The organism is Agromyces sp. H66, from assembly GCF_004959775.1.
Taxonomy (GTDB): Bacteria; Actinomycetota; Actinomycetes; order Actinomycetales; family Microbacteriaceae; genus Agromyces.
Map to the genome: position 1 here is coordinate 86,673 of NZ_SJZG01000007.1, position 25,745 is coordinate 112,417.

22 protein-coding genes are annotated in these 25,745 nt (G+C 72.1%); 16 read left to right on the forward strand and 6 right to left on the reverse strand.

The features are described 5' to 3' along the window. Positions 1-11: 11 nt before the first annotated feature. The 9 genes from EZM51_RS13090 (at position 12) to EZM51_RS13130 (ending at position 12,575) form a co-directional block, all read left to right on the forward strand. Positions 12-983, forward strand: coding sequence for a MoxR family ATPase (locus EZM51_RS13090; RefSeq protein WP_136708711.1), 972 nt, complete (start codon positions 12-14; stop codon positions 981-983). Beyond that, positions 980-2,302: a DUF58 domain-containing protein gene (locus EZM51_RS13095; RefSeq protein ID WP_248305643.1), complete on the forward strand. Its 1,323-nt coding sequence runs from the start codon at positions 980-982 to the stop codon at positions 2,300-2,302. The genes EZM51_RS13090 and EZM51_RS13095 overlap by 4 nt, the downstream gene beginning before the upstream one ends. Further along, complete coding sequence (locus tag EZM51_RS13100) at positions 2,299-4,599, forward strand: transglutaminase domain-containing protein (RefSeq protein WP_136708712.1); 2,301 nt, start codon at positions 2,299-2,301, stop codon at positions 4,597-4,599. The genes EZM51_RS13095 and EZM51_RS13100 overlap by 4 nt, the downstream gene beginning before the upstream one ends. Then, on the forward strand, positions 4,596-5,174 hold the full coding sequence (locus EZM51_RS13105; protein ID WP_136708713.1) for a zinc ribbon domain-containing protein: 579 nt from the start codon (positions 4,596-4,598) through the stop codon (positions 5,172-5,174). Before EZM51_RS13100 ends, EZM51_RS13105 begins: the two co-directional genes overlap by 4 nt. A gap of 109 nt (positions 5,175-5,283) precedes the next feature. After that, a complete protein-coding gene (locus EZM51_RS13110; RefSeq protein WP_136708714.1) occupies positions 5,284-8,214 on the forward strand; it encodes an FtsK/SpoIIIE domain-containing protein in 2,931 nt (976 codons plus the stop codon). A 131-nt stretch (positions 8,215-8,345) separates the two neighbouring features. Beyond that, a complete protein-coding gene (locus EZM51_RS13115) occupies positions 8,346-9,560 on the forward strand; it encodes a spermidine/putrescine ABC transporter substrate-binding protein (protein ID WP_248305644.1) in 1,215 nt (404 codons plus the stop codon). After that, the gene (locus EZM51_RS13120) at positions 9,557-10,762 is read left to right on the forward strand and encodes an ABC transporter ATP-binding protein (protein WP_211195904.1); all 1,206 of its coding nucleotides are present in this window, start codon (positions 9,557-9,559) and stop codon (positions 10,760-10,762) included. The genes EZM51_RS13115 and EZM51_RS13120 overlap by 4 nt, the downstream gene beginning before the upstream one ends. A gap of 2 nt (positions 10,763-10,764) precedes the next feature. Next, positions 10,765-11,676, forward strand: coding sequence for an ABC transporter permease (locus EZM51_RS13125; RefSeq protein ID WP_136708715.1), 912 nt, complete (start codon positions 10,765-10,767; stop codon positions 11,674-11,676). A gap of 98 nt (positions 11,677-11,774) precedes the next feature. Further along, positions 11,775-12,575, forward strand: coding sequence for an ABC transporter permease (locus EZM51_RS13130; protein WP_211195909.1), 801 nt, complete (start codon positions 11,775-11,777; stop codon positions 12,573-12,575). A gap of 104 nt (positions 12,576-12,679) precedes the next feature. Here EZM51_RS13130 and EZM51_RS13135 read toward each other — a convergent pair whose 3' ends face one another. Continuing rightward, on the reverse strand, positions 12,680-13,669 hold the full coding sequence (locus EZM51_RS13135) for an asparaginase (RefSeq protein ID WP_136708716.1): 990 nt from the start codon (positions 13,667-13,669) through the stop codon (positions 12,680-12,682). Between the two features lie 4 nt (positions 13,670-13,673). Next, positions 13,674-15,050: a 4-aminobutyrate--2-oxoglutarate transaminase gene (gene gabT / locus EZM51_RS13140; protein ID WP_136708717.1), complete on the reverse strand. Its 1,377-nt coding sequence runs from the start codon at positions 15,048-15,050 to the stop codon at positions 13,674-13,676. A gap of 92 nt (positions 15,051-15,142) precedes the next feature. Between gabT and EZM51_RS13145 the strand changes: the two genes are divergently transcribed. Beyond that, positions 15,143-15,622 carry an OsmC family protein gene (locus EZM51_RS13145; RefSeq protein WP_136708718.1) on the forward strand — a complete coding sequence of 160 codons (480 nt, stop codon included), beginning with the start codon at positions 15,143-15,145 and terminating at the stop codon, positions 15,620-15,622. A gap of 51 nt (positions 15,623-15,673) precedes the next feature. Here EZM51_RS13145 and EZM51_RS13150 read toward each other — a convergent pair whose 3' ends face one another. Together EZM51_RS13150 and EZM51_RS13155 are read right to left on the reverse strand one after the other, a co-directional pair. Further along, a complete protein-coding gene (locus tag EZM51_RS13150) occupies positions 15,674-16,582 on the reverse strand; it encodes a hypothetical protein (RefSeq protein WP_136708719.1) in 909 nt (302 codons plus the stop codon). A 46-nt stretch (positions 16,583-16,628) separates the two neighbouring features. Beyond that, positions 16,629-17,393, reverse strand: coding sequence for a lysophospholipid acyltransferase family protein (locus EZM51_RS13155; RefSeq protein ID WP_136708720.1), 765 nt, complete (start codon positions 17,391-17,393; stop codon positions 16,629-16,631). A 96-nt stretch (positions 17,394-17,489) separates the two neighbouring features. On the opposite strand from EZM51_RS13155, the gene EZM51_RS13160 reads away from it, so the two are divergent. The 6 genes from EZM51_RS13160 (at position 17,490) to EZM51_RS13185 (ending at position 23,009) form a co-directional block, all read left to right on the forward strand. Then, positions 17,490-18,128 (forward strand): hypothetical protein, encoded by a 639-nt coding sequence (locus EZM51_RS13160; RefSeq protein WP_136708721.1) that lies wholly within the window; start codon positions 17,490-17,492, stop codon positions 18,126-18,128. 40 nt (positions 18,129-18,168) lie between these two features. Next, positions 18,169-19,263 (forward strand): 1-deoxy-D-xylulose-5-phosphate reductoisomerase, encoded by a 1,095-nt coding sequence (dxr, locus tag EZM51_RS13165; RefSeq protein ID WP_136708722.1) that lies wholly within the window; start codon positions 18,169-18,171, stop codon positions 19,261-19,263. Between the two features lie 76 nt (positions 19,264-19,339). After that, positions 19,340-20,665: a site-2 protease family protein gene (locus tag EZM51_RS13170; RefSeq protein ID WP_248305645.1), complete on the forward strand. Its 1,326-nt coding sequence runs from the start codon at positions 19,340-19,342 to the stop codon at positions 20,663-20,665. A gap of 82 nt (positions 20,666-20,747) precedes the next feature. Continuing rightward, positions 20,748-21,920, forward strand: a complete 1,173-nt coding sequence (locus EZM51_RS13175) for a sensor histidine kinase (RefSeq protein WP_169053903.1) — start codon at positions 20,748-20,750, stop codon at positions 21,918-21,920. Continuing rightward, positions 21,917-22,579, forward strand: coding sequence for a response regulator transcription factor (locus EZM51_RS13180; RefSeq protein ID WP_136708724.1), 663 nt, complete (start codon positions 21,917-21,919; stop codon positions 22,577-22,579). Before EZM51_RS13175 ends, EZM51_RS13180 begins: the two co-directional genes overlap by 4 nt. 124 nt (positions 22,580-22,703) lie before the next feature. Then, positions 22,704-23,009, forward strand: coding sequence for an SHOCT domain-containing protein (locus EZM51_RS13185; RefSeq protein ID WP_136708725.1), 306 nt, complete (start codon positions 22,704-22,706; stop codon positions 23,007-23,009). 75 nt (positions 23,010-23,084) lie between these two features. On the opposite strand, the gene EZM51_RS13190 is transcribed toward EZM51_RS13185, so the two are convergent. Together EZM51_RS13190 and EZM51_RS13195 are read right to left on the reverse strand one after the other, a co-directional pair. Next, positions 23,085-24,338: a low temperature requirement protein A gene (locus tag EZM51_RS13190; protein WP_248305646.1), complete on the reverse strand. Its 1,254-nt coding sequence runs from the start codon at positions 24,336-24,338 to the stop codon at positions 23,085-23,087. A gap of 165 nt (positions 24,339-24,503) precedes the next feature. Continuing rightward, positions 24,504-25,688: an acetyl-CoA C-acetyltransferase gene (locus EZM51_RS13195; protein ID WP_136708726.1), complete on the reverse strand. Its 1,185-nt coding sequence runs from the start codon at positions 25,686-25,688 to the stop codon at positions 24,504-24,506. Positions 25,689-25,745: the final 57 nt, after the last annotated feature.

Genomic DNA, 25,745 nt, shown 5'->3' on the forward strand with positions numbered 1-25,745 from the left:
GAGGAGCAGACATGACGATGACCCCCGAGGAGGCGACGCGCTTCGCGGCGAACCTCGACCGACTCGTCGGCGCGGTCGAAGAGGTGCTGCTCGGCAAGAACCGCGTCGTGCGGCTCGCCTTCACGGCGTTCCTCAGCGAGGGGCACCTGCTGCTCGACGACGTGCCCGGCACGGGCAAGACGTCGCTCGCACGGGCGATGGCGCAGTCGGTGCACGGCACGAGCAACCGGGTGCAGTTCACGCCCGACCTCCTGCCCGGCGACATCACGGGCGTCACCGTCTACGACCAGCGCAGCGGCGCATTCGAGTTCCACCCCGGGCCGGTGTTCGCCAACATCGTGCTCGCGGACGAGATCAACCGCGCGAGCCCGAAGACGCAGTCGGCGCTACTCGAGGTCATGGAGGAGGGGCAGGTCACCGTCGACGGCCAGACCCATGCCGTGGGCCGGCCGTTCATGGTCATCGCGACGCAGAACCCCGTCGAGCAGGCGGGCACGTACCGACTCCCCGAGGCGCAGCTCGACCGATTCCTCATGCGCACGTCGATCGGGTACCCCGACCACGCGTCGACGATCCGCATCCTCGAGGGCGCCGACCAGCGCGCGCACGAGCACCGGGTCGAGGCGCAGCTCGACGCGGACGAGGTCACCGACATGGCCGGGCTCGCCCGCACCGTGTACGTCGACCCGACCATCCACGACTACGTGTCGCGGCTCGTCGACGCCACGCGAACGGCGCGCGAGGTGCGGCTCGGCGTCAGCGTGCGGGGCGCCCTCGCGCTCATCCGGGCGGCGAAGACGCACGCGGCCGGACGCGGGCGCCACTACGTGGTGCCCGACGACGTGAAGGCGCTCGCCGAGCCGGTGCTCGCGCATCGGCTGATCCTCGATCCCGAGGCCGAGTTCGACGGCGTGACCACGTCGAATCTCATCGCCCAGGTGCTCATCGAGACCCCGCCGCCGTCCAGCAGGCAGGCCGTGTGACGCTCGCCCAGACCCGCACGACGATCCCCGAGGAGGCGAAGCGAGAGGGCTTCCTCGCGGTGGTCATCGGGCGTGCCATCCGATGGGCGACGGCTGCGGCGGGCGTGGGAGTGCGATGGGCGCGCGCCGTGCAGGGCGTCGTCACGCCGCTCGGCTGGTCCGTCGTCGGGGGCGCCGTGGCCGCCCTCGTGGTCGGCTACGCCCTGGGCTGGATCGAGTTCATCGCGATCGGCTGGGGCCTCGTGGTGCTCGTGGCCGCGGCATCCGTCTGGCTCGTGGGCCGCGGGGCGTCGACCATCGAGCTCGTGCTGCCGACGCCGCGCGTCGTCGTCGGCGAGCAGGCCGAGGCGCGGCTCATCGCCGCGAACCCCGGCCGCCGGCGGTTCGGCGGTGTCCAACTCGAGGTGCCGGTCGGCCAACAGGTGATCGAGCGGGTGCTCCCGGGCCTGCCCCGCGGCGGCGCCGTCGACGAGCAGTTCCGGATCCCGACCGATCGACGCGGCATCGTGCGCATCGGCCCGGCGCGCACGGTGCGCGCCGACCCGATCGGCCTCATGCGGCGCGAGATCGTCTGGTCGCAGGTCGTCGAGCTGCACGTGCACCCGCGCACGGTCGCGATCGAGGCCCTGAGCACGGGGTTCATCCGCGATCTCGAGGGATCGCCGACGCGGGATCTCACGGCGAGCGACATCGCGTTCCACGCGCTGCGGGAGTACGTGCCGGGCGACGACCGCCGGTTCATCCACTGGAAGAGCTCCGCCAAGACCGGCACCTTCATGGTGCGGCAGTTCGAGGAGACGAGGCGCAGCCGCCTCATGGTGCTGCTCGACATCGATCCGGGCGCGTACACCGACGACGACGAGTTCGAGCTCGCGGTGAGCACCGCGGCATCCGTCGGCGCACGCGCGATCCGCGACGCGCGGACGCTGTCGTTCGTGGTGTCGGGTTCGAGCCGGGCGCGTGCGACGCGCGGCAGCGCCATGCGGGAGCTGCCCACCGTGACGCGAGATCGACTCCTCGACGCACTGTGCGTCGTCGAGCGCGAGGACGAGGCCCTGATGCTCCCCGATGTCGCCCGCTCCGCGGCCGAGGGGCTGCCCGGCGTCTCGCTCGCCTTCCTCGTGACCGGAACGGCGCGGGGCATCGCGCCGTTGCGCGCCGCGGCATCCCGGCTCCCTGCCGGAATCGAGGGAATCGCCGTGCGCTGCTCGCCGGAGGGCGAGGCCTCTGCGCGCACCCTCGCCGGGCTCACGGTGTTCGGGATCGGGTATCTCGAGGACCTTCGCTCGCTGTTCGCCAGATCGGCGTCCGTCGCATGAGCCCCGCCCGACGACCACTCGGAGCCGAGCGGCCGTGGCCGACGGCCATCAGCGCCGTGCTCGTCGTCGCGATGCTGGCGGCCGCGATGATCCCGTGGTGGCCGGTCTACGAGAGCGAGGCGTTCCTCGTCGCCGCCTCGGTCGCCATCCTCGCGGGCACGGTCATCGGGATCCTCGGGGCACGATTCGGGTGGCCGGCATGGCTCACGGTCGTCGCGGTGTTCGGTGCCTACCTCGTGCTCGGCGTGCCCGCCGCGGTGCCCGGTCGCTCGATCGCCGGCGTGCTGCCCTCGGCGCAGGGCATCGTCGAGCTCGTGGCCGGCGCCGCGCTCTCCTGGAAGCAGCTCGTGACCATCGCGGTGCCGGTCGGCTCGTACCAGGCGCTCCTCGTGCCGCCGTTCCTCCTCGGCCTGGTCGCCGCGACGGTCGCGATCACCGTGGCCCTCCGCAGCCGCCACCCGTCGGCCGCGGTCGTGCCGCCCGCGCTCCTGCTCCTCGCCGGCATCGCCCTGGGTGTCGTGCACGCGGCGTACGGGCTGGAGACGGGCCTCGTGTTCCTCGTCACGGCCGTGGCGTGGCTCGTCCGGGTGGGCATCGCCAGGCGACGTGCGATCACGACGGGCCGGCCGGTGGAGGCGGCCCTCGCCGACGCGCGACGCGTCCTCGGCGCGTCCGCCCTCGTCGCGGTGGCGCTCGTCGGAGCGACGGCGGCGGCCTTCGCGCTGCCGGTCCCGCAGCGCAGCGTCGTGCGGGCCGAGCTGCAGCCGCCGTTCGAGCCCGAGAACCACGAGAGTCCGCTCGCCGGGTTCCGGGCGGCGTTCGACCCCGACGTCGCCGACCGCCCGATGCTCGCCGTGCACGGGCTGCCGCCGGGGTGGGGCATCCGGATCGCGACGCTCGACACGTACGACGGGATCGTCTACTCCGTGGGCGGAGCCGACGGCACGGCCGAGTCGGGTCGGTTCACGCGCGTGCCCTACCGTCTCGACCAGTCCGACACGTACGGCGAGCGCGTCGTGGTCGAGGTGGCGGTGCTCGGCTACGCCGACGTCTGGGTGCCGGGCGTCGGCCGCCTCGAGCGGATCACGTTCGAGGGCGAGCGCGCCGAGCTCCTCGCCGACGGCTTCTTCTACAACGACGTGACCGGCACGGCCGCCGTGCAACCGGGCCTGCAGAACGGAGACCGGTACGTCGCGAGCGCCATCGCGCCGCCGCCCGTCGAGGACCTCGCCGGGCTGAGGCCGGGTACGAGCGTGCTGCCCGCGGCACCCGAGCTGCCCGCCGACCTCGCACGGCTGCTCGACCAGTGGGCTCCGGCCTCCGACGAGCCGGGGGAGCGGCTGGCGGCCGTGATCGCCGGTTTCCAGCGCGAGGGGTACGTGAGCCACGGCCTCGAGGACGAGCGACCGAGCCGGTCGGGCCACGGCCACGACCGGCTGGTCGAGCTCGTGACCGAGCGGCCGATGATCGGCGACGGCGAGCAGTACGCGGTCGCCGCGGCGCTCATGGCGCGCCGGATCGGCTTCCCGGCGCGCGTCGTGGTGGGCTACCTGCCCGACGGCGAGGACTCCGGCGACGAGGCGTCCGGCGGCACGACCGTCTTCGTGGGGGCCGAGCTGCAGGCATGGATCGAGGTGCAGGCCGCGGACGGCCGGTGGCTCGCGATCGACCCGAATCCCGAGCCGCGCGAGATCCCCGAGAAGGAGCCCGACGAGCCGACGGTCGTCTCCCGCCCGCAATCGGCGCTGCCGCCCCCGGCCGAGCGCACGCCGGTCGACGGCCTCGACGCGGACCCCGAGCTCGCGCTCGACGATCGCGACGACGGCACCGAGCCCTGGGTCGCCGTGCTGCTCGGCGTGCTCACGACGGCGGGGTTCGTCATGCTCGGCGTCGCCCTGCTCGTCAGCCCGTTCCTCGCGATCATCGCCGCGAAGCTCCGCCGGCGCCGGCTGCGCCGGCTCGCCGTCACGCCCGTCGAGCGGATCGAAGGCGGGTGGCAGGAGTTCGCCGACACGGCCGCCGACTACGGCTACCCGATCCGGCCGAATGCGACGCGCGCCGAACAGGCCGCGACCGTCGGCGGACTCGCACCGCTGGTGCTGGCCTCCGTCGTCGATCGGGCGGTGTTCGCTCCCGACGGTCCGCCCGAGGGGGCCGACCGGCTCGTCTGGGAGTCGGTCGACGACCTGCAGCAGCGCCTCGGCGCACCGCGCACCCGGCGGGAGCGTCTGCGGGCCGCGATCTCCCTGGCCTCGCTCGGCGGGTACGCTGTCTCGCGGAGGGGAGCCAAGTCGTGACGTGTCTGATCTGCGGGGCCGTGCTGCCCGAGGGCGCGATGTTCTGCGGCGACTGCGGCAGTTCGACGACCGCCACTCCCGAGTCCCGCCGACGTGCCGATCCGCGACCCGGCGACACCACGATCATGGAGGAACCGGTGCGCCGCAACAGCGGTGTCATCAGCATCCCCGTCGACGGATTCCGGCCCACGACGCCGCTCGCGACCGTGGAGGCCGCGGTCGCGGAGGAGGGGCGGTCCGTCCACCCGTCTCCCCGGTTCGTGCTCGCGTTCAGCACGGGTGAGACGCGCACGGTGTTCGGCACGGGCCTCATCGGCCGCAAGCCGCTGCCGCAGCCGGGGGAGTCGTTCGACCAGCTGGTGCAGATCGCCGACCGAACGCTGTCGGTGTCGAAGACCCATCTCGAGTTCGGCGAGCACGAGGGCATGCTGTGGATCGCCGATCGCTTCTCGGGCAACGGCACGATCGTGCGCCGGCCCGACGACGGAGCCATCAGGTGCGAGCCCGGCCGTCGCTACCTGGTGCCGCGCGGAAGTCGCGTCGAGCTCGCGGAGCAGTACTTCACCGTGGAGTGAATCCGCCGTCGCGACGCTCTCGTCCTCCACAGCCGAGCGGATGTCGCGTGCGGCCTCGTCGAGGCGATCCTCCGTCGCCGTCGCGGTCGCCGGGTGATCGGATGAGGCGATGGACCGATCCGACCCCACCCCCGACGAGCCCGTCGGCCCGCCGATCGTCCTGCCGCCGCATCCGCCCGAGCCGCCGGCGGCCGGATTCCCGCTGCTGGCCACCACGGCTCCGGTCGCGGGTGCGCTCGTGCTGTGGATGGCGACGGGGTCGGCCGTCTCGCTCGCCTTCGCCGCGCTCGGGCCGCTCGTCGCGGTGGCCTCGGTGCTCGATTCGCGCCGGCAGGCGCGACGCGCCCGCCGCCGGGGAGTCGCCGATCGGGCGCAGCGCCTCGAGTCGGCGCGTGCGGAGATCATCGAGCGGCATGCCGAGGAGCGGGCCGCCGCGTGGCGCCGGGCGCCGTCGGCACGGCACCTCGCCGCGGCATCGGCGGCCGCCGACTGGCGGGAGGCGACGCCCGGTGCCGTGATCGTCGGGCGGGGCGGCGTCGCGAGCGGGCTCCGCGTCGACGGCACGGCCGTCGATGCCGCCGATCGCGAGCTGGTCGCCCTCGCGAAGCGGCTCGACGATGCGCCCGTGCCCGCGCCCGCCGGTCTCGGCATCGGGATCGTGGGGCCGCCGCCCCTCGCGCGGGCGACGGCACGCGGCCTGCTCCTCCAGCTCGCCCATCGATGCCGACCCGACCTCGTCGGGATCGAGGTGCCCGCGGGCGCCGAGTGGTCATGGGCGCGGCGACTGCCGCATCACGGCGGCGGAGGCGAACGCGTCGTCCGGGTGCTGGACGACGGGGGTCGGATCGAACCGCCACGGTCGCGTCCGAGCGGCACGGGCGCATCGGTCGCGATCGGCGCGGCGGGTGCGGTGATCGCGGTCGCCGCGGAGCCCGCCGCGTTGCCGCCCGGCCTCGCGACCGTCGTGCACGTGGCGGGTCACGGGTCCGCCACGGTGGACCGGAGTGGCCTCGGCGGTGTCCGCGACGTCGTCGTCCCCGAGCTGATCGGCGCGGCCGAGGCGACGGCGTGGGCGGACCGGATGCGGGCGGCGGCCGTGCGAGAGGGATACGCCGCCGACACCGCCCTGGCGACGCGCGTCGACCTCGACGACCTCGAGCAGCCGGTCGGGGTGCCGGGCTCGCGCGCCGACCTGCACGTGCACGTGGGCGTGCATCGGGACGGCCCCCTCGGGCTGGACCTCGTCGCCGGCGGCCCGCACGCCATCGTCGCGGGCACGACCGGCAGCGGGAAGAGCGAGTTCCTGCTGGCCTGGCTCGCCGCGCTCGCCGCCGTGCATCCGCCCGACCGGGTGGCGTTCCTGCTCGTCGACTTCAAGGGCGGCGCCTCGTTCGAGCCCCTGCGCGGGTTGCCCCACGTCACGGGCATCGTGACCGACCTCGACGAATCCGAGGCCGAGCGCGCCATGCTCAGCCTGCGTGCGGAGTTGCGCCGTCGCGAATCCGTGCTGCGGGCCGAGCGGGCGCGCGACATCGTCGGGCTCGGCCCCGGCGTCGACCTCCCGCGCCTGGTCATCGTCGTCGACGAGTTCCAGGCGATGGTCGAACGGTTTCCCGAGCTCGGCGCGGTGATCGCCGACATCGCGGCGCGCGGCCGCTCGCTCGGGGTGCACCTGATCCTCGCCTCGCAGCGCCCCAACGGCGTCGTCCGCGAACAGGTCACCGCGAACTGCTCGATCCGCGTGTCCCTGCGGGTCATGCAGCGCGCCGACAGCATGGCGGTGGTCGGCACCGAGGCGGCGGCGTCGATCCGGCCCGACACGCCGGGGCGCGGTGTCGTCGACGTGGGCGACGGCGTGCCCGTGGTATTCCAGTCCGCACGGGTCGGCGACGGCGCGCTCGCACGACTTCGCGCGGCCGGCGCGGGCGCCCGCCCGGCGCGGCGGCCGTGGCTGGATCCGCTGCCCGAGCGACTCCCGGCCCGTGAGCTCGACCGGGCCGAGGCAACCGCGAGCCTGCCACCCGGCGCGCTCGCGATCGGCCTCGTCGACGTGCCCGAACGCCAGCGGCACGACGTGCTGGCCTGGTCGCCCGCCGACGACGGGCACCTGCTCGTCCTGGGCGCGCCGGGGAGCGGCCGCACCACCACCCTCGCGGCGGTCGCCCGGGCGGCGGAGCGTCGGGAGTCGACTCCGGCGGTGCTACGCCTCGACGGTCCCCGGAGCCGGCGCTGGGACATCCTGCACGCCGTGCTCGCTCGGGTCGAGCGAGCCGAACCCGGACCGGAGCTCCTGCTCCTCGTGGACGACCTCGATCACGCGTTCGGCGACTGGCCCGACGACCACCGGCACGCGGCGATCGCGGCGCTCGAGGCGGTGCTGCGAGAGGGGCGGCGGGCCGGCGTGCACGTGGCCGCGGCGGCGGGCCTCGCCCACCGGCTGGGCGCCGGGATCCTCGAGGCGTTCGGGCGCCGTCTGCTGCTCCGGCATGCGAGCAGGGCCGAGCTCGTGCATGCCGGCGGCTCCGGCGAACTCTGGCGCGCGCATGAGCCGCCAGGGGCCGGCCAATGGGACGGCCATCGGATGCAGGTGGTGCACGCGCCGGCGAGCGCCGCAGAGCCCCACCCGGCTCCGGAACCGCTCGAGGCGGTCGCCGGCCTGTACGCCGTCGTGTCGGCGGCGCCGCGGGCCGATCTCGCCGCGCTCCGGGAGGCGGGCTTCGACGCGCTCCTGCTCGAGCCCGTCGGCGACACGGTCGTCCGCACCGCGATCGCCGGCGCCGCCCGGCCGGTGGCGGCCCGATTCGTCGTGGGCGACGCCGACGCGTGGGCGGCGAACTGGTCGTCGGCCGCCCTGGCTCGCGAGGAGGCCACGGTCGTCGTGCACGGCGGCCCGCGGGAGCATCGGGTCTTCCACGCCGGACAGGGGCTGCCGCCGCTGCTCGACGACCGCGTGACCCAGTGCGTGGTATCCGCCGCGGGAACCGCGTCGCGGCGGGCCGGCTGGCCTCCACGGCGACGACGGAATCAGTCGCCCGAGTGACCGATCCGGAACGGAATCCGAACGGTCTGTCGTCAGAAATTAACGATTCGGACATGATCTCGTGATTCTCTGACCTCAGTGTGGCAATATCGATCAACCCCTTGCACGTCCCTGCACCGAATGGAGTTCCCGTGACCGCTCGGCCTCTTCCCCAGGACCCGATGATCCGTCGGCTGATCGCCCAGGCGCGTCAGACTCAGCTCAATCGCCGGACGCTGCTCGCCGGCGCCGGTGCCGGCGCCTCGGCGCTCGCGCTCGCGGCGTGCTCGACCGGCGGCGGCCAGTCGCAGCCGACCGCCGCGGCCGACAACTCGGCGAACGACAAGACCCTCAACTGGGCGAACTGGGCCGCGTACATCGACGAGGATGACGACGGCAACTACCCCACGCTGGTCGCCTTCGAAGAGGAGACGGGCATCAAGGTGAACTACGAGGTCGCCGTCGACGACAACAACACGTACTACGGCAAGGTCAAGGACCAGCTGGCGCTCGGCCAGGACATCGGCGCCGACACCGTGTGCCTCACCGACTGGATGGTCGCGCGCTGGATCCGGTTCGGATACACCCAGGCCCTCGACCACGGCAACATCCCGAACCTCGCGAACCTCACCCCGTCGCTGCAGAACGTCGACTTCGACCCGGGTCGCGAGATGTCGATCCCGTGGCAGGGCGGCTTCGCCGGCATCGCCTGGAACAAGGAGGCCATCCCCGGTGGGCTCACCTCGGTCTCAGACCTCTGGAACCCCGAGCTCAAGGGCCGCGTCGGCGTGCTCTCCGAGATGCGCGACACCATGGGCCTGCTCATGCTCGAGAACGGCGTGGACATCTCGGGCGAATGGGGCGACGAGGAGTACAACGAGGCGCTCGAACAGCTCCGCAAGCAGGTCGAAGACGGCCAGATCCGCAACATCAAGGGCAACTCCTACCTCGAGGACCTGAAGAGCGAAGACACCCTCGCGGCCATCGTCTGGTCGGGCGACATCACGGTGATCAACGCCGAGGCCGGCGACAAGTGGGAGTTCCTGATCCCCTCGGGCGGCGGCACGCTGTGGAACGACAACTTCCTCGTGCCGATCGGCTCGCCGCGCAAGACGAACGCCGAGACGCTCATCAACTACTACTACGAGCCCGAGGTGGCCGCGGAGGTCGCGGCCTGGGTGAACTTCATCACGCCCGTCGTCGGCGCACAGGAGGCCGCCGCGGCCATCGACCCCGAGCTCGCGGAGAACCAGCTCATCTTCCCCAACGAGGAGACGCTCTCCAACGCCTACGTCTTCCGCTCCCTCTCCGGCGCCGAGGAGCAGAAGTACCAGACCGAGTTCCAGAGCATCCTGCTGGGCGCATGAGCATCGCGGTACGTGAGTTCGCCGAACGCGGCGCCGACCTCGAACTCGTCGGCATCCAGAAGCGGTTCCCCGGCTTCACCGCGATCGAAGAGCTCGACCTGGTCATCCCGGCCGGTTCCTTCTTCGCCCTCCTCGGTCCGTCGGGCTGCGGCAAGACCACGACCCTCCGGCTCGTGGCAGGTCTGGAGGAGCCGACCAGGGGCCGGATCCTCATCGGCGGCAAGGACGTGACCGACACGAAGTCGCACGAACGGCCGGTCAACACCGTGTTCCAGAGCTACGCGCTGTTCCCGCACATGACGATCATCGAGAACGTCGCGTTCGGGCTGAAGCGCCGTCGCATGGCCGATCCGCTCGGCAAGGCGCACGAAGCGCTCAAGCTGGTGGAGCTCGACCACGTCGCGCAGCGCAAGCCGCAGCAGCTCTCCGGCGGTCAGCAGCAGCGCGTCGCACTCGCCCGCGCGATCGTGAACCGCCCGGCCCTCCTGCTCCTCGACGAGCCGCTCGGCGCGCTCGACCTGAAGCTCCGTCGTCAGATGCAGCTCGAGTTGAAGACGATCCAGGAGGAGGTGGGCCTCACCTTCCTGCACGTCACGCACGACCAGGAGGAGGCCATGACAATGGCCGACACGGTCGCGGTCATGAACAAGGGCGCGATCGAGCAGATGGGCGCCCCCGAGGAGCTCTACGAGCTCCCGCGCACGTCCTTCGTGGCGAACTTCCTCGGCCAGTCCAACCTGTTCACGGGCGAGGTCGTCGGCACGACCGGCACCGCGATCACGGTCGCGGCGGCGGGCGGTCGCATCGTCGTGCCCACATCGCGCGCCCAGCGCCACCAGGGCGAGGTCACGGTCGGGGTCCGGCCCGAGAAGGTCGCCCTCCACGTCGACGAGCCCGCCGCATCGTCGGATCGCAACGTGCTCGGTCCGGGCCGGATCGTGGACGTCTCGTTCTCGGGCGTCAGCACGCAGTACCTCGTCGAGGTCGCCGGCGCCGGCACCGTCGTCGTGTTCGCGCAGAACATGGGCTTCGGTCCCGTCGCCGATGTCGGCACCGACGTGTGGCTGAGCTGGGCGGTCGACCACGGGTTCGGGCTCGAAGACGAACCGAGCGAGGTCGGCCGGTTCCCGTCGGACGACTCGACGCGATCGATCGCGGTGCAGCGTCGCGAGGCGCTCGTCTCGGAGCTCGAGGAGCACTGACGATGGCCTTCGCAGCGTTCGCGACGGCGGAGGCGCAGCCCCAGGCACCCAAGAAGAAGAGCCGCATCGCGCTCTTCCTCCTGCTGCCCGGCATCGCGTACCTCGTGCTGTTCTTCCTCGCCCCGCTCATCTCGCTCGTGCTCACGTCGCTGCAGGCGCCGCGGGAGTTCGGCGACATCGGCCAGTTCGACTACGCGTTCAACTGGCAGAACTACGTGACCGTCATCCAGCAGTACCTCCCGCACATCGCGCGGTCGTTCGGGTACGCGCTGGCCGCCACCGTGCTGGCCCTGCTCTTCAGCTATCCGCTCGCCTACTTCATCGGCGTGAAGGCCAGGCGCTGGCCGCTGCTGCAGAGCCTCATGCTCGTGCTCGTGATCGCCCCGTTCTTCATCAGCTTCCTCCTGCGCACGCTCGCGTGGAAGCAGATCCTCTCCGACGAGTCGATCATCATCTCGTCGCTGAAGGCGCTGTCGCTGATGGCCCCCGACGCGCACTTCACGGGCACGCCCTTCGCCGTCATCTTCGGGCTCACCTACAACTTCATCCCGTTCATGACGCTGCCGCTGTACACGACGCTCGAGCGCCTCGACACCCGGTACCTCGAGGCCGGCAGCGACCTGTACGCGAACCCGTTCACCGTGTTCCGCAAGATCACGGTGCCCCTCTCGATGCCCGGCATCGTGGCGGGCACGCTCCTCACGTTCATCCCGGCGGCGGGAGACTACGTGAACGCGAGTCGCGACTTCCTCGGCGGTCCCGACACGCAGATGATGGGCAACGTCATCGAGGCCAACTTCCTCGTGCTCCTGAACTATCCGGCGGCGGCGGCCCTCTCGATCATCCTGATGGCGGCGATCCTGGTGCTCGTCGGCATCTACGTGAAGCGTTCCGGAACGGAGGACCTGCTGTGAGCGGCGAAGTCCAGGCGGGGGCCGTGCTCGGCGGTCTCGCCGAGCAGGAGCAGCGGGAGGGGGCACGCATCCCGATCCAGAAGCCACGACGACGCCGCATCGGCCTCGGCGACTGGTTGCTTCCGGCCTACACGATCATCGCGTTCGTGTTCCTGCTCATCCCGATCGTCTACACGTTCGTGTTCTCGTTCAACGACTCGATCAAGTCGAACATCTCTTGGCGCGGGTTCACCTTCGACAAGTGGCTGAACGTCTGCAGGGTCGAGGGCGGCGCGGTGTGCGAGGCCTTCGGCAACAGCGTCGTCATCGGCCTCACGGCCACGGTGATCGCCACCACGCTCGGCACCATGATCGCGATCGCCCTCGTGCGCTACCGGTTCCGGGCGCGTTCGGCGATCAGCCTCCTGCTGTTCCTTCCGATGGCGACGCCCGAGGTCGTGCTCGGCGCGGGGCTCGCCGCCCAGTTCCTCGCGGTGGGCGTGCCCAAGGACATGACGACGATCATCCTGGCCCACACCATGTTCTGCATCAGCTTCGTGGTCGTCACGGTGAAGGCGCGCGTGGCGAGCCTCGATCCGGCGCTCGAGGAGGCCGGGCGCGACCTCTACGCGTCCCCGGCGCAGGTGTTCTGGCGGGTCACGTTCCCGCTGCTCACCCCGGGCATCCTCGCCGCCGCGCTGCTGTCGTTCGCGTTGAGCTTCGACGACTTCATCATCACGAACTTCAACTCGGGTTCGACCTCCACGTTCCCGAAGTACGTGTACATCTCCGCATCGCGCGGCATCCCGGCCGAGGCGAACGTCATCGCCTCGGCGGTGTTCCTGTTCGCGCTCGTGCTCGTGATCGGCGCGCAGGTGTCGCGCGCGGCCCGCGCGAAGCGGCTCGCGAAGCTCGGCTGACGGGCGAGCGACCGTCGCGACTGCGCCATCTCGTGCGTCTCCGCGCCACGTCGAGTGGCGCGGAGGCCGCCGAGATGGCGCAGTCGCCGCCAGGGCCGCGAGGCTCAGACCGTGGCGCGCACCTCGCCGACACGGCGTTCGCCGCCCATGACCCACAGGTCGAGCTCGGTCTGCACGGCATCGACGGCGGCATGCTCGATCGAACCCGAATCGGCGAGCAGGCGCAGCGCGATGATGGTCGAGGCGCGCGACGATCCGTCGAGCACCTTCAGCGCCGTGGTGGTGCCGTCGGGGGCGGTCATCACCATGACCCCCTCGGCGCCCACCTTCGCGAACACGCCGAGGCGCTCGATCGCGACGGTGTCGGGCTGGCCGGGTCCGCCGACGGCCCACGGGTTCTCGCGCACCGCCTCGGTGAGCGCCGCGGCTTCGCGGAACAACGCGAACGGGGAGGACGCGGCGGCCGTCGTGATCTTCTGGATGCCGCGGGCGAGCGCGCCCAGGCTGATGGCGTGCACGGGGGCGCCGCAGCCGTCGACCGCGGTCGCCGCCGGCCGCTCGCCGGTGAGGCGCTCGACGACGTCGAGCACCCGCTTCTGCAGCGGATGCTCGGGGTCGAGGTAGCCGTCGAGGGACCAGTCGTTCGCGACGCACGAGAGCAGCATCGCCGCGTGCTTGCCCGAGCAGTTCATGTATATGCGCTCGCGGGCGCCGCCGCTGCGGATCAGGTCCTCGCGCGAGACCTGGTCCGACGGCGCCGCCGGCGGGCAGCCGAGCGCCGATGGCGGCAGCGATACCCGGTCGAGCAGTCCGCGCACGAGCGAGACGTGCGCCGCCGTGCCCGAATGGCTCGCCGTGGCGATCGCCGCGTCCTCGCCGCGCAGCGTGACGCCCGAGGTCATGACGGCCACCGCCTGGAACGGCTTCAGGCAGGACCTGGGGAAGACGGGCGTGCGGATGTCGCCGAGGGCACGCACGACCTCGCCCTCGGGGGAGAGCACGACGGCGGAACCGGCGTGCCTGGACTCGATGAAACCACTGCGCTCGACCACGGCGAGTTCGACGGCGTCGCTGACGGAGAATGTACCGGGCACCGGGTCACCCGAGCGACGCGAAGCCGTCGTCGAGCACGCGGAGTCCGTCGTCGATGAGGGCGTCGGTGACCGCGAGGCTCGGCAGGAAGCGGAGCACGTTGCCCCACGTGCCGGCGTTGAGGAACAGCACACCGTGCTGGGCGGCATAGGCCACCAGCGCCGAGACGGCCTCGGGGTTCGGCTGCTTCGTGGTCTCGGCGGTGCCGGGCTGCACGAGCTCGATGGCCACCATCGCGCCCTTGCCGCGGATGTCGCCGATGACGTCGTAGCGCTCCTTGAGGCGCTCGAGGCCGGCCTTCAGGGTGCGCCCGATGCGCTCGGCCTCGTCGAGGAGGTGATTCTGCTCGATCGACTCGAACACGGCGATCGCCGCGGCGCAGGCGACGGGGTTGCCACCGAACGTGCCGCCGAGGCCGCCCGGGTGGGAGGCATCCATGATCTCGGCACGACCGGTGACCGCGGCGAGCGGGAGTCCGCCGGCGATGCCCTTCGCGGAGAGCACGAGATCGGGCTCCCAACCGAAGTGCTCGCTCGCGTAGTACCGGCCGGTCCTCGCCATGCCGCTCTGGATCTCGTCGGCGATCATGACGACGCCGTGCTCGGTGCACCAGGCCTGGAGCCTCGGCAGGTACCCGTCGGCGGGCACCATGAAGCCGCCCTCGCCCTGGATGGGTTCGACCACCAGGCACGCCAGGTCGGTCGCGCCCACGACCTTCTCGAGGTAGGCGATCGTGCGCGCCGCGGCGTCGGCGCCCGACAGGCCGTCGCGGTACGGGTAGGAGCTCGGCGCGTGGTAGACGTCGCCCGCGAACGGCCCGTAGCCGGTGGCGTAGGGGTGCGCCTTGTAGTTCATCGCCATCGTGAGGTTGGTACGGCCGTGGTAGGCGTGGTCGAGCACGGCCACGGCGCGGCGGCCCGTGTGCTTGCGGGCGATCTTCACGCCGTTCTCTACCGCCTCGGCGCCCGAGTTGACGAGCACGGACTTCTTCGCCCAGTCGCCCGGCGTGTGCTCGGCGAGCAGCTCGGCGACCCGCACGTACTCCTCGTACGGCGTGATGGTGAACAGCGTGTGGATGACGTCCTGCAGCTGGTCGGCGGCGGCCTGCACCACGCGCTGCTCGGTGTGGCCGACGGTGGTCACGCCGATGCCCGCGCCGAAGTCGATGAACCGGTTGCCGTCGACATCGACGAGGACGGCGCCGTTGGCGCGCTCGATGTACACGGGAAGGGCCGAGGACACGCCGGCGGAGACGACCTTCGAACGTCGGGCGTGCAGTTCCTCCGACTTCGGACCGGGGATGGCGGTCACGACCCGACGCTCCTGCGGCACGGAGTACACCGGGGCGGTCGCGGTCTCTGCGGGAATCTGGGTGTCAGTCATGGTGCCCCAAGCCTATCGCCGCGGGCGGAGCCCGCCGCGGCCGGGAGGGTGCACAATCGAGGACGGGACGGTACCGGTCGAGAGGACGAGGGATGCTCGGGACACACCACTACACGCTCGAGGTCGAGTGGCAGGGCGACCGCGGCGAAGGCACGTCGAACTACCGCGCCTACAGCCGGGCGCACGTCGTGCGCGCCGCCGGCAAGCTGCACGACATCGCGGGGTCGAGCGACCGGGTGTTCCACGGCGACCGTGAACGATGGAATCCCGAGGAGCTGCTGCTCGCGGCGCTCAGCGAGTGCCACATGCTCTCGTACCTGCACGTCGCGACGCGGCACGGCGTCGTCGTGCGCGGCTACTCGGATGCCCCGACGGGCACCATGGTCGAGGACGGCCGCGGCGGGGGTTCCTTCACCGAGGTCGTGCTGCGTCCACGCGTCACGGTGGCGGATGCCTCGATGCTCGACGCCGCCCGCGAGATCCACGCCGAGGCGTCCGAGAAGTGCTTCATCGCGGCATCCGTCGGCTTCCCGGTGCGCCACGAGCCCACGATCGTGGTCGCCGCTCCCTGAGCCTGTCGAAGGGAGCCTGTCGAAGGGAGCCGGCGAGCCGCTTCGATGGACTCAGCGACCGGAGGCCGCGGCCGGCAGCGTGGGCTGCGCCGGGCAGGCGTGCCCGCCGACGAGGCGCGAGCACGGCGGGAAGTACGACGGCAGTCGCTCCGCCTGCGGGTCGCCGAACCAGCGATGCCAGATGCGCCAGAAGTTCAGGTTGCCGAACGCCGAGCAGGCGTCGCCCTCGTCGGGATCCGCGAGGGTCGCGTCGCTCGGCTGGTACGGGGTGTAGTTGTAGAGGTTCGCCGTGGCCTGGTTGCGGATCTCGACGGGCGAGGCGCCGCACGCGGCGTCGGGGTGGTACCCCACCTCGACGGTGCCGATGCGGAACCTGCGGTCGGGCTCCTCGGTGTACTGCCGGAACTGCCAGGCCGCGTTGTAGACCTGGTTGAAGAAGCCGAAGTACTTCGCGTCGCAGTCGGCCGTGTCGGGGCATCCGTAGCCGGTCGCGCGCTCGTAGCCGTACGGCGTCGGGCGGGTGAGCAGCGACTGCTCCTTCTGCAGCAGCACGATCAGCGTGCGGGGGCTCACGCCGCAGGCATCCGCGACCTTGGCGACGATGCGACTCGCGCGCTCCCGGATGCCGCCGCGATACTCGCCGCAGTGCGCGCCGCCCTCGGCGGGCTGGGTGGTCGTCGTCTGCGTGAAGTCGGCGAGGCAGCGCACGCCCTCGTCGGCACGGCACGGCACCGACTCGAAGAACTCCTGGATCTCGTCCTCGGTCATCGCCCCGCTGTCGTAGAAGGCGTCGTCGCTCACGATGTGGCCGGGGTCGAACTCCGAGGTCGACGGCTCCGACCAGCCCGGCGCAGCGGGCAGCCGCGCTCGGCCGGCGTCGTCGGCGGGCACGGTGCACGAGGCGAGCGCCACGGCCACGAGTGCGACGGCGATGCCTCGGGCGACGTCGGCGATCCTCATCGTGTCGACGATACCGGGCGCGCGCGAGGGCAGGCTGGGAATCCGGTCAGACCCGCTCGCGGGGCACGACGCGGTCGGCGATCTTCGCCAGCGTCCCCGACGGCGGCGTCTCGTTGTAGCGGCCGGCGAGCTCCTGGCCCGTGAGTGCGTGGATGGCGGCCATCACCTCGTCGGTCGCGGCGCGACGTGCACGACCGGAGGACGAGGCGCCGTGCCGGCTCAGGTCGAGCGGCGCGCCGAACCGCACCGTGACCGGACGGATGCGGGGGAGCTTCGCGCCGACGGGCTGGATCGCCTCGGTGCCGATGAGCCCCACCGGCACGACGGTCGCACCGGTTTCGAGGGCGAGCCAGGCGACACCCGTGCGCCCGCGGTACAGCCGGCCGTCGAGCGAGCGGGTGCCCTCGGGGTAGAGCGCGAACGCGGCGCCCGTCTCGAGGATGCGGCGACCCTGGTCGAGCGCCTCCTGCGCCTGTGCGCCCGCCCCGCGCTCGACGCTCACGGCGCCGATGGCCGTGAAGAACGTGCGGGAGATCCAGCCCTTCAGGCCCGTGCCCGTGAAGTAGTGCGACTTGGCGAGGAACTGCACCGGCCGGGGCGACGCGAGGGGGATGACGATGCTGTCGACGAACGACAGGTGGTTGCTCGCGAGGATGACCGGTCCGCGCTTCGGCACGTGCTCGGCGCCGGTGATGGTCGGGCGGTACAGGAGCCGCACGAGCGGACGCAGGATGCCGCGGACGATGCGGTACAGCGGACCCTGCCGCACGACGGGCGCCGGAACGGCGTCGGCTTCGATCTCGCTCACCATCCGACCATAGGCGGGCCGGCATGCCCGGGTCGGAATATTGCGTCGCCGGCAGCGCGAGCACGGCGCGGCCGGGCCGGATGCGCGAGGATGGGACGCATGGACGTCACGACGGAGGGCGAGCTGGTCGAGCTCGAGGGGACCGGCGTGCGGGTCCTCGTGTTCGCGGGTTCCCGACGGCCGCCGTCGGCCGACGCGGCGCTCCGCGGGCTCATCGCGAGCTCGTCCGGCGTTCCCGCCGAGGACGTCGAGCTCGAGCACGCCTGCGCGACGTGCGGCGCCCGCCACGGACGGGTGGCGGTCGCCTACCCGCTGACGGCGTCGGGCGCGCCCTGGTACGCCGACGTGGCCGTGTGCGGCGACGCCGTCGTCGCGGCGGCGGCCACGCGGCATCCGCTCGGCATCGGCATGGAGTCCGCGACGCTCGACGCGGGTGAGGCCATCGACGAGGCGGCGTTCCACGCCGACGAACGGCGCGCGCTCGACGAACTCGACGCGGCGCGGCGCGCGCTCGTGCGCGCCACCCTGTGGGCCCGCAAGACCGCGCTGCTCCGCGCCGTCGGCCACACCGACTTCATCGAGCCGTCGCGGCTCGCGCTCACCATGCCCGGGGCCGACGGCGGGGTCGGCCGCATCGTGCGCAGCGTCCCCGAGTTCGGCTCGGTGTGGCGACGGGTCGAGTTCCACGACGTGCCCGTGCCGGGCAACCGCGCGGCATCCGTCGCCGTCATCACCTGAACGAGAACGCCGCGTCGGTCTCCGGCCGTACAGTGGGACGGTGCGCAGCGTCATCATCCTCGGCTCATCCGGTTCGATCGGCACGCAGGCGCTCGACGTCATCCGCGCCAACCCCGACCGCTTCGAGATCGTCGGCCTCGCGGTCGGATCGAATCGGGCACTGCTCGAGGCGCAGGCCGCGCAGTTCGGCGTGGAGCACACCGCCGTCGGCATCGACGAGGCCGTGCAGCTCGTGCGCGACGTCGACGCCGACGTGGTGCTGAACGGCATCACGGGCTCGGTCGGGCTGGGGCCCACCCTGGCCGCACTCGAACGCGGAACGACGCTCGCCCTGGCCAACAAGGAGTCGCTCATCGTCGGCGGCGATCTCGTGACCCGGCTGGCGCAGCCCGGCCAGATCGTGCCCGTCGACTCCGAGCACTCGGCGATCGCGCAGGCCCTCCTCGCCGGCACCCACGCCGAGGTGCGGCGCCTCGTGCTCACCGCCTCGGGCGGTCCGTTCCGCGGGCGCCGCCGGGCGGACCTCGTCGACGTCACGCCCGCCGAGGCGCTCGCCCATCCCACCTGGGACATGGGCCTGGTCGTCACCACGAACTCCGCCACGCTCGTCAACAAGGGCCTCGAGGTGATCGAGGCGCACCTGCTCTTCGACGTCGACTACGACCGCATCGAGGTCGTGGTGCACCCGCAGTCGATCGTGCACTCGATGGTCGAGTTCATCGACGGCTCCACCATCGCGCAGGCGTCGCCGCCCGACATGCGACTGCCGATCTCGCTCGGCCTCGACTGGCCGCACCGGGTCGCCGCCGTCGGGAAGCCTCTCGACTGGACGACCGCGACGAGCTGGACCTTCGAACCGCTCGACGCCGAGGCGTTCCCGGCCGTCGCCCTGGCCAAGCAGGTCGGCCGCGCCGGCGGCGAGTACCCCGCGGTGTTCAACGCGGCGAACGAGGAGGCCGTGACGGCGTTCCACGCCGGCCGCCTCGGCTTCACCGACATCGTCGACACGGTGCGCGCCGTCGTCGAATCCCACGAGGCATCCGCCGACCGGGTCTCGGTCGCCTCGCTCGCCGAGGCGGAGCGCAGCGCCCGGCGCGCGGCGGAGGCGCGCATCGCCCGCGTCGCAGGTCCCTGAGCCGGTCGAAGGGCGGCATCCCGTTCTCACAGCCGAACGACAGCCGTCGCAGAGCCGGCGGCAGTACGCTCGACGGGTGGATTCCGTGCTCGCCTTCATCGTCGGCGTCGTCATCATCGTGATCGGCCTGGCCGTCTCGATCGGCCTGCACGAGATCGGGCACCTCGTGCCCGCCAAGCTGTTCCGCGTCAAGGTGACGCAGTACATGATCGGCTTCGGCCCGACCATGTGGTCGAAGCGCCGCGGCGAGACCGAGTACGGCGTGAAGGCGATTCCACTCGGCGGCTACATCTCGATGATCGGCATGTTCCCGCCCGCGAAGGGCGAGCAGGCCGGCACCGACAGCACGGGATTCTTCCGCGGTCTCGTGCAGGACGCCCGCGACTCGAGCACCGAGTCGATCACGCCGGGCGACGAGGACCGCGCCTTCTACCGCCTTCCGGTGTGGAAGCGCATCATCGTCATGCTCGGCGGTCCGTTCATGAACCTCGTGCTCGCGGTGGCGCTCTTCGCCGTGCTGCTCATGGGCTTCGGGGTGGCGCAGCCGTCGACCACGGTCGCGACCGTGAACGAGTGCGTGCTGCCCGCCACCAGCGACCGCCAGACCTGCGAGACGGGCGACCCGGCCGCGCCCGGCGCGGAGGCCGGCATCCTTCCCGGCGACCGCATCGTCTCGATCGACGGCACTGCCGTCGAGTCGTGGACGCAGTCCACCGCGATCATCCGCGACCACCCCGGCGAGCCGCTCGACGTCGTGGTCGAGCGCGACGGCGTCGAGGTCGCGCTCACCGTCACCCCCATGTTGAGCGAGCGCTACGTCACCGACGAGCGAGGCCAGCTCGTGACGGATGCCGCGGGCGAGCCCGTCACCGTGCAGGCGGGCTTCGTGGGCATCGGCCCCGCATCCGAGACGGTGCGCCAGCCGGTCACGGCCGTGCTCCCCGCCGTCGGCGAGAACATCACCGGCGTGGTCGGGATCATCCTGAACCTGCCGCAGCGCATGGTCGACGTCGCCGAGGCCGCCTTCGGGCCCGGCGACCGCGATCCGAACGGTCCCATCTCGGTGGTCGGCGTCGGCCGGGTGGCGGGTGAGATCGCGAGCCTCGAGGAGATTCCGCTCGCCTCGAAGGCCGCAGGGCTCATCGGCATCCTCGCGTCGCTGAACATCGCCCTGTTCGTCTTCAACCTCATCCCGCTGCTCCCGCTCGACGGCGGACACATCGCCGGCGCCCTGTGGGAGGCCATCCGGCGCGGCTTCGCGAAGCTGTTCCGACGCCCCGATCCGGGCCCGGTCGACCTCGCCAAGCTCATGCCGGTGACCCTCGCGGTGGTCGTGGTCCTCGGCGCGATGAGCGCGCTCCTCATCTACGCCGACCTCGTGAAGCCGGTGCAGCTGTTCTGACTCGGTCGTACTCCCGCGGGAGTAGCACGTGAGCGTCCGACGGGCCGATCCCGGGCGGATGCCGCGGCGATACGATCGGGGGGTGCCCGTCACCGACGGTCGACCCCACTGGGAGGCACGGTGGGACGGACGACCCGACCGCTTCCGCCCGCCGCCCGGCGCCGTGCTGTGGATCCCCGTCGTCATCAGTCTCCTGGTGCAGGTGCCGGCGGCGATGAGCAGCGTGTTCTGGCACCGACCGGGGGTCGCCGCGGGGCTTGCGCAGATCGCGCTCGCCGCGGTGGGGCCGATCGCGTTGCTCGCGTCGCGCCGGTACCCGGGACCGACCGTGGCGTTCGTCGCCGCCGCGGCACTCGGCTATCTCCTGCTCGTCCGCGACGACGGGCCGCCCTACCTGGCCCTGGCATTCGCGATCGTGCTGGCGGTGGCGCGCCGCGCGCTCGTCTGGGCGGTCGTCTCGGTGGTGATCGCCTGGGTCGCCGCGATGGTGTTCGCTCCGATGGTGGGGTTGGCGTGGCATCCGTTCCGGATCGCCCTCGTGACACTGGGGCTCGCCGCCTGCTTCGGCATCGGCGCCCTCGTGCGGGTGCGTCGGGACCGGGCCGCCGAGCTCCAGGCCGCGGCGATCCGCCGCCGCCGCACCGCCGAGGAGCGCGAGCGAATGCGCATCGCCCGAGAGCTGCATGACGTCATCGGGCACGCACTGTCGCAGATCAACGTGCAGGCGAGCGTCGGGCTGCACCTCATGGATCGGGATCCCGAGCAGGCCCGCACCGCGCTCGGCAGCATCAAGGAGACCTCGAAGACGGCGCTCGAGGAGGTGCGGAGCGTCCTCGGGGTCATCCGGAGCGAGGGCGACGCGCCGCTCGCCCCGCAGGCCGAGCTCGCCGAACTGCCGCGCCTGCTCGCCGGGGTGCGCTCGCCCGGTTTCGAGGCCGAGCTCGTCGACCGGCTCGCCGAGCCGCCCGGCCGCGCCGTGCAGTTCGCGGCGTACCGCATCGTGCAGGAGGCGCTCACGAACGTCGTGCGGCACGCGGATGCCACGCGGGCGATCGTCGCCCTCGAGCGGCTCGACGACGAGCTGCTCGTCACCGTGGACGACGACGGCCGAGGCTCCCGGGGCGCGGAGGAGGGCACCGGCATCCTCGGCATGCGCGAGCGGGCGGCGCTCCTCGGCGGCTCGGTGGAGATCTCGGCGTCGCCCCGCGGCGGCACGCGCGTGACCGCACGTCTCCCGTGGGGGGCGACGGCATGATCAGGGTCGCGCTGGCCGACGACCAGCTCCTCGTGCGGGCCGGCTTCCGGGCGTTGCTGCAGGCGGAGGACGATCTCGACGTCGTGGGGGAGGCGTCGACCGGCGAGGAACTCCTCGCGCTCGTGCGTCGCGAGCCCGTCGACGTGGTGCTCATGGACATCCGGATGCCGGGTGGCGACGGGCTCTGGGCGACCGAGCAGATCGCGGCCGACCCGGCGCTCGCGGGCGTCCACGTCGTGATCGTGACCACGTTCGAGCTCGACGAGTACGTCGCCCGCGCGGTGCGGGCCGGAGCGAGCGGGTTCCTCGTGAAGGACACCGAGCCCGAGGACCTCATCCGCGCGGTGCGAGTGGTGGCGGGCGGCGAGGCGCTGCTCTCGCCGGGCGTGACCAAGCGCCTGCTCGAGCGCATGGCCGTCGGCCTGCGGGACGCCCCTGACGAGGAGCGTCTCGCGGCACTGACCGACCGCGAGCGCGAGGTGCTGCGCCTCGTCGGCCAGGGGCTCACCAACGACGAGATCGCGGCTCGGCTCGTGCTGAGCCCGCTCACGGCGAAGACCCACGTGTCGCGCATCATGTCGAAGCTGCATGCACGCGACCGGGTCCACCTCGTGGTGGTCGCCTACGAGTCGGGGCTCGTGGCACCCGGCTGGCAGTAGCATCCGTCGCCTGCTCCCTGGGGAGGAGGCGAAGTGCCTCCACCGGGCGGATTCGCGGATGCCGCCGCCGCACGAGCATGGTCTCGACGGCCCATCCCGGGGTCGCATGATCAAGGGACACCTCATGCTCGCCACCCTCGCCACCCTCGCCATGGACACCCACTACGCCGGACCCTGGAGTGCCGGATTCGGATGGGTGTTCTTCCTCATCCCCGACTTCTGGATCCTCGTCATCGGCCTCGTGGTCTTCCTCGTCAGCCGTCGGCGGCACGCCTGGGCGAACGGCGGCCCCGAGGGCTACGGCCCGCCGTGGGCGCGCGGCGCGAGCGCCGAGTCCACGCTCGCCGAGCGGTTCGCGAAGGGCGACATCGACGAGTCGGAGTACCGCGCACGCCTCGAGGTGCTGCGCGCGAACCGGCCGAACGCGTAGCACCCGAAGCTCGTGCAGGAAGATGGGCTCCATCCCCGGTCCCAGCGGAGGATGGGCCCCTTTTCCTGCACAAGCTCAGGGCGCCAGGAGGTGATCGAGCGCCGCAGCCTGGTGGCGGTGGCCGACCGTCTCGTAGCCGACCACGACGATCAGCGGCGACGCGGCGGTGATCAGGATGCCGACCCCGAAGCTCGCCCCGGCGGCCACCGCGACGACCGCGAGCACGAGCACGAGGATGCTGCCGATGAACAGCCAGATGTGGAACGGGTCGAACTGCCGCAGCAGCAGCGAGTACACCGTGAACAGCGCGATCATGAAGATGCCGACGGGCACGACGACCGTGAGCAGTGCCTGCACGATGCCGATGTGCGCGATGCCCTGGATCTCGTATGCGGCGACGTGCAGGCCCGCGCCGGTGCCGGCAAGCGCGGCCAGGACGAAGTAGTGCCCGTACCCCCACACGAATCCGCGCTCGCGGAAGCGGTGGAGCACCTTCCCCGACGGCATGGTGAAGTACGACCACCACAACCCGAACGCCAGTGCGGTGCCGCCGAAGGCGACGAGCACGGTCTCCACCGACCATCCCTGCTCGTCGACCACGGCGGAGAGCGCGAGGATCGTGCCGAGCACGATCTCGCCGAGCGTGATGATGACGAGCAGCCCGTAGCGCTCGGCGATGTGATGGGCGTGCCACGGGGTGCCGCCGTCCCGGCCGTGCTCGGCGACGTACGGCCCGACGACTTCGAGGATGATGAGTGCCGCACTGAAGGCCAGCGTCGGGGCGAGCGGGAGGTTGACGAAGATGAGCGCCACCCAGCCGACCTGTGCGACCGACACGAACGCCGCGTAGGTGAGCGCGGTGCGCCGGCGCGACGGGTCGTGCTTCGCGGCACGCAGCCACAGCGCGACGGTGGCGACGCGCATCACCACGTAGCCCGCGACGACGACGCCGTTGTCGACGTGCCGACCCTCGTCGAGCGAGTGGAACAGGTCGGGCAGGCCGAGCGCGAGCACCAGCACTCCGAGCATCTGCACCATCGTGGCGACGCGGAAGAAGATGTCGTCGTTGTCGTACGCCGAGGCGAGCCACGAGTAGTTGATCCATGCCCACCAGATGGCGAACACCGCGAACGCGAACCCGACGATCGCGGGCCACCAGTGCCCGAGCTCGAGCAGGTGCGCCGTCTGCGCACCGGCCTGGCTGAAGGCGACGACGAACGTGAGGTCGAAGAACAGCTCGAGGGGCGTGGCCGAGCGATGCGGTTCGTCGGGGTCGCGTCCGGTCATCCGCCGCAGGCGGTGGTCGAGCGGCAGATGCGCGAGTGCCATGCGGCATATCGTCGCATGCCCGCGCGCGAGGGTCGAGCGGCGGCCGTCCGGTCGCGCGATCGCGCGGCCGCGCAAGGCCTGCGCAGGAGAAGCGGCCACATCCCGTACCTCAGCACGGGATGAGGCCCCTTCTCCTGCACAAGCTCTCGTGCGGTACGAGTCCGCTCAGCGCGACAGCAGCAGCGCCTCGCCCTGGCCGCCGCCGCCGCAGAGCGCGACCGCGGCGCGACCGCTGCCCCGACGCGACAGCTCGAGCGCCGCGTGCAGGGCCAGTCGGGCGCCGGATGCGCCGATCGGGTGGCCGACCGCGATGGCGCCGCCGTGCACGTTGACGATCTCGTTCGAGATGCCGAGTTCGCGGGCCGACTGCAGCGAGACCGCGGCGAACGCCTCGTTGATCTCGACGAGGTCGAGATCGCCGGCTCCGAGGCCGGCCTTCTCGAGCGCGGCCGCGATGGCGTTGGCGGGCTGCGAGTGCAGCGAGTTGTCGGGGCCGGCGACCTGACCGGCGGCGCCGACCAGCGCGAGCCAGGGGAGCCCCCGCTCTTCGGCCCACTCGCGGCTCGCGACCACCACCGCCGCGGCGCCGTCGGAGAGCGGCGAGGAATTGCCCGCCGTGATGGAACCGTCGGCCGTGAACGCCGGACGCAGCTTCCCGAGCACCTCGACGGTGGAGTCGGGCCGCACACCCTGGTCTTCGGCGACGACGACGGGGTCGCCCTTGCGCTGGGGCACCTCGACCGGCACGATCTCGTCGGCGAACACGCCCGCGGCCTGCGCCTGCCCGGCGCGCACGTGCGACGCGGCGGCGATCTCGTCCTGCTCGGCCCGGGTCATGTCGTAGCGGGCGTTGAAGCGCTCGGTCGAGGCGCCCATGGACTCGTGGTCGAACGCGTCGGTGAGGCCGTCGTTCGCGGCGTGGTCGACGAGCTCGACGCCGCCGTAGGCGAAACCGGCCCGTGAGCCGGGCAGGAGGTGCGGGGCGCGCGTCATCGACTCCTGGCCCCCGGCCACGACGACGGATGCCTCGCCGAGGCGGATCAGGCGCGCGGCATCCGTGATCGCGACGAGGCCCGACAGGCAGACCTTGTTGACGGTGGTGGCGGGCACCCGCCACGGGATGCCCGCGGCGACCGCGGACTGCTTGGCGGGGTTCTGGCCGGCGCCGGCCTGCAGCACCTGGCCCATGATCACGGCGTCGACGTCATCGGGGGAGACGCCGGCCTTCTCGAGGGCGCCGCGGATGGCGACGGTGCCGAGTTCGACGGCGGTGCGGCCGGCGAGGTTGCCGCTGATGCGCGCGAAGGGCGTGCGTGCTCCGGCGATGATGACGACATCGGGGACGGTCATGGTTCGGTGAACTCCTTCGTTCGAGTTGCGTGCGCTTCGACTTCCAGCCTATTGTAC

Excerpts from the sequence above, each read along its gene's own strand:
- EZM51_RS13090 (WP_136708711.1), top strand. The coding sequence starts at position 12 with ATGACGATGACCCCCGAGGAGGCGACGCGCTTCGCGGCGAACCTCGAC.
- EZM51_RS13100 (WP_136708712.1), top strand. The coding sequence starts at position 2,299 with ATGAGCCCCGCCCGACGACCACTCGGAGCCGAGCGGCCGTGGCCGACG.
- EZM51_RS13110 (WP_136708714.1), top strand. The coding sequence starts at position 5,284 with ATGGACCGATCCGACCCCACCCCCGACGAGCCCGTCGGCCCGCCGATC.
- EZM51_RS13120 (WP_211195904.1), top strand. The coding sequence starts at position 9,557 with ATGAGCATCGCGGTACGTGAGTTCGCCGAACGCGGCGCCGACCTCGAA.
- EZM51_RS13125 (WP_136708715.1), top strand. The coding sequence starts at position 10,765 with ATGGCCTTCGCAGCGTTCGCGACGGCGGAGGCGCAGCCCCAGGCACCC.
- gabT (WP_136708717.1), bottom strand. The coding sequence starts at position 15,050 with ATGACTGACACCCAGATTCCCGCAGAGACCGCGACCGCCCCGGTGTAC.
- EZM51_RS13145 (WP_136708718.1), top strand. The coding sequence starts at position 15,143 with ATGCTCGGGACACACCACTACACGCTCGAGGTCGAGTGGCAGGGCGAC.
- EZM51_RS13150 (WP_136708719.1), bottom strand. The coding sequence starts at position 16,582 with ATGAGGATCGCCGACGTCGCCCGAGGCATCGCCGTCGCACTCGTGGCC.
- EZM51_RS13155 (WP_136708720.1), bottom strand. The coding sequence starts at position 17,393 with ATGGTGAGCGAGATCGAAGCCGACGCCGTTCCGGCGCCCGTCGTGCGG.
- EZM51_RS13160 (WP_136708721.1), top strand. The coding sequence starts at position 17,490 with ATGGACGTCACGACGGAGGGCGAGCTGGTCGAGCTCGAGGGGACCGGC.
- EZM51_RS13180 (WP_136708724.1), top strand. The coding sequence starts at position 21,917 with ATGATCAGGGTCGCGCTGGCCGACGACCAGCTCCTCGTGCGGGCCGGC.
- EZM51_RS13185 (WP_136708725.1), top strand. The coding sequence starts at position 22,704 with ATGCTCGCCACCCTCGCCACCCTCGCCATGGACACCCACTACGCCGGA.
- EZM51_RS13190 (WP_248305646.1), bottom strand. The coding sequence starts at position 24,338 with ATGGCACTCGCGCATCTGCCGCTCGACCACCGCCTGCGGCGGATGACC.
- EZM51_RS13195 (WP_136708726.1), bottom strand. The coding sequence starts at position 25,688 with ATGACCGTCCCCGATGTCGTCATCATCGCCGGAGCACGCACGCCCTTC.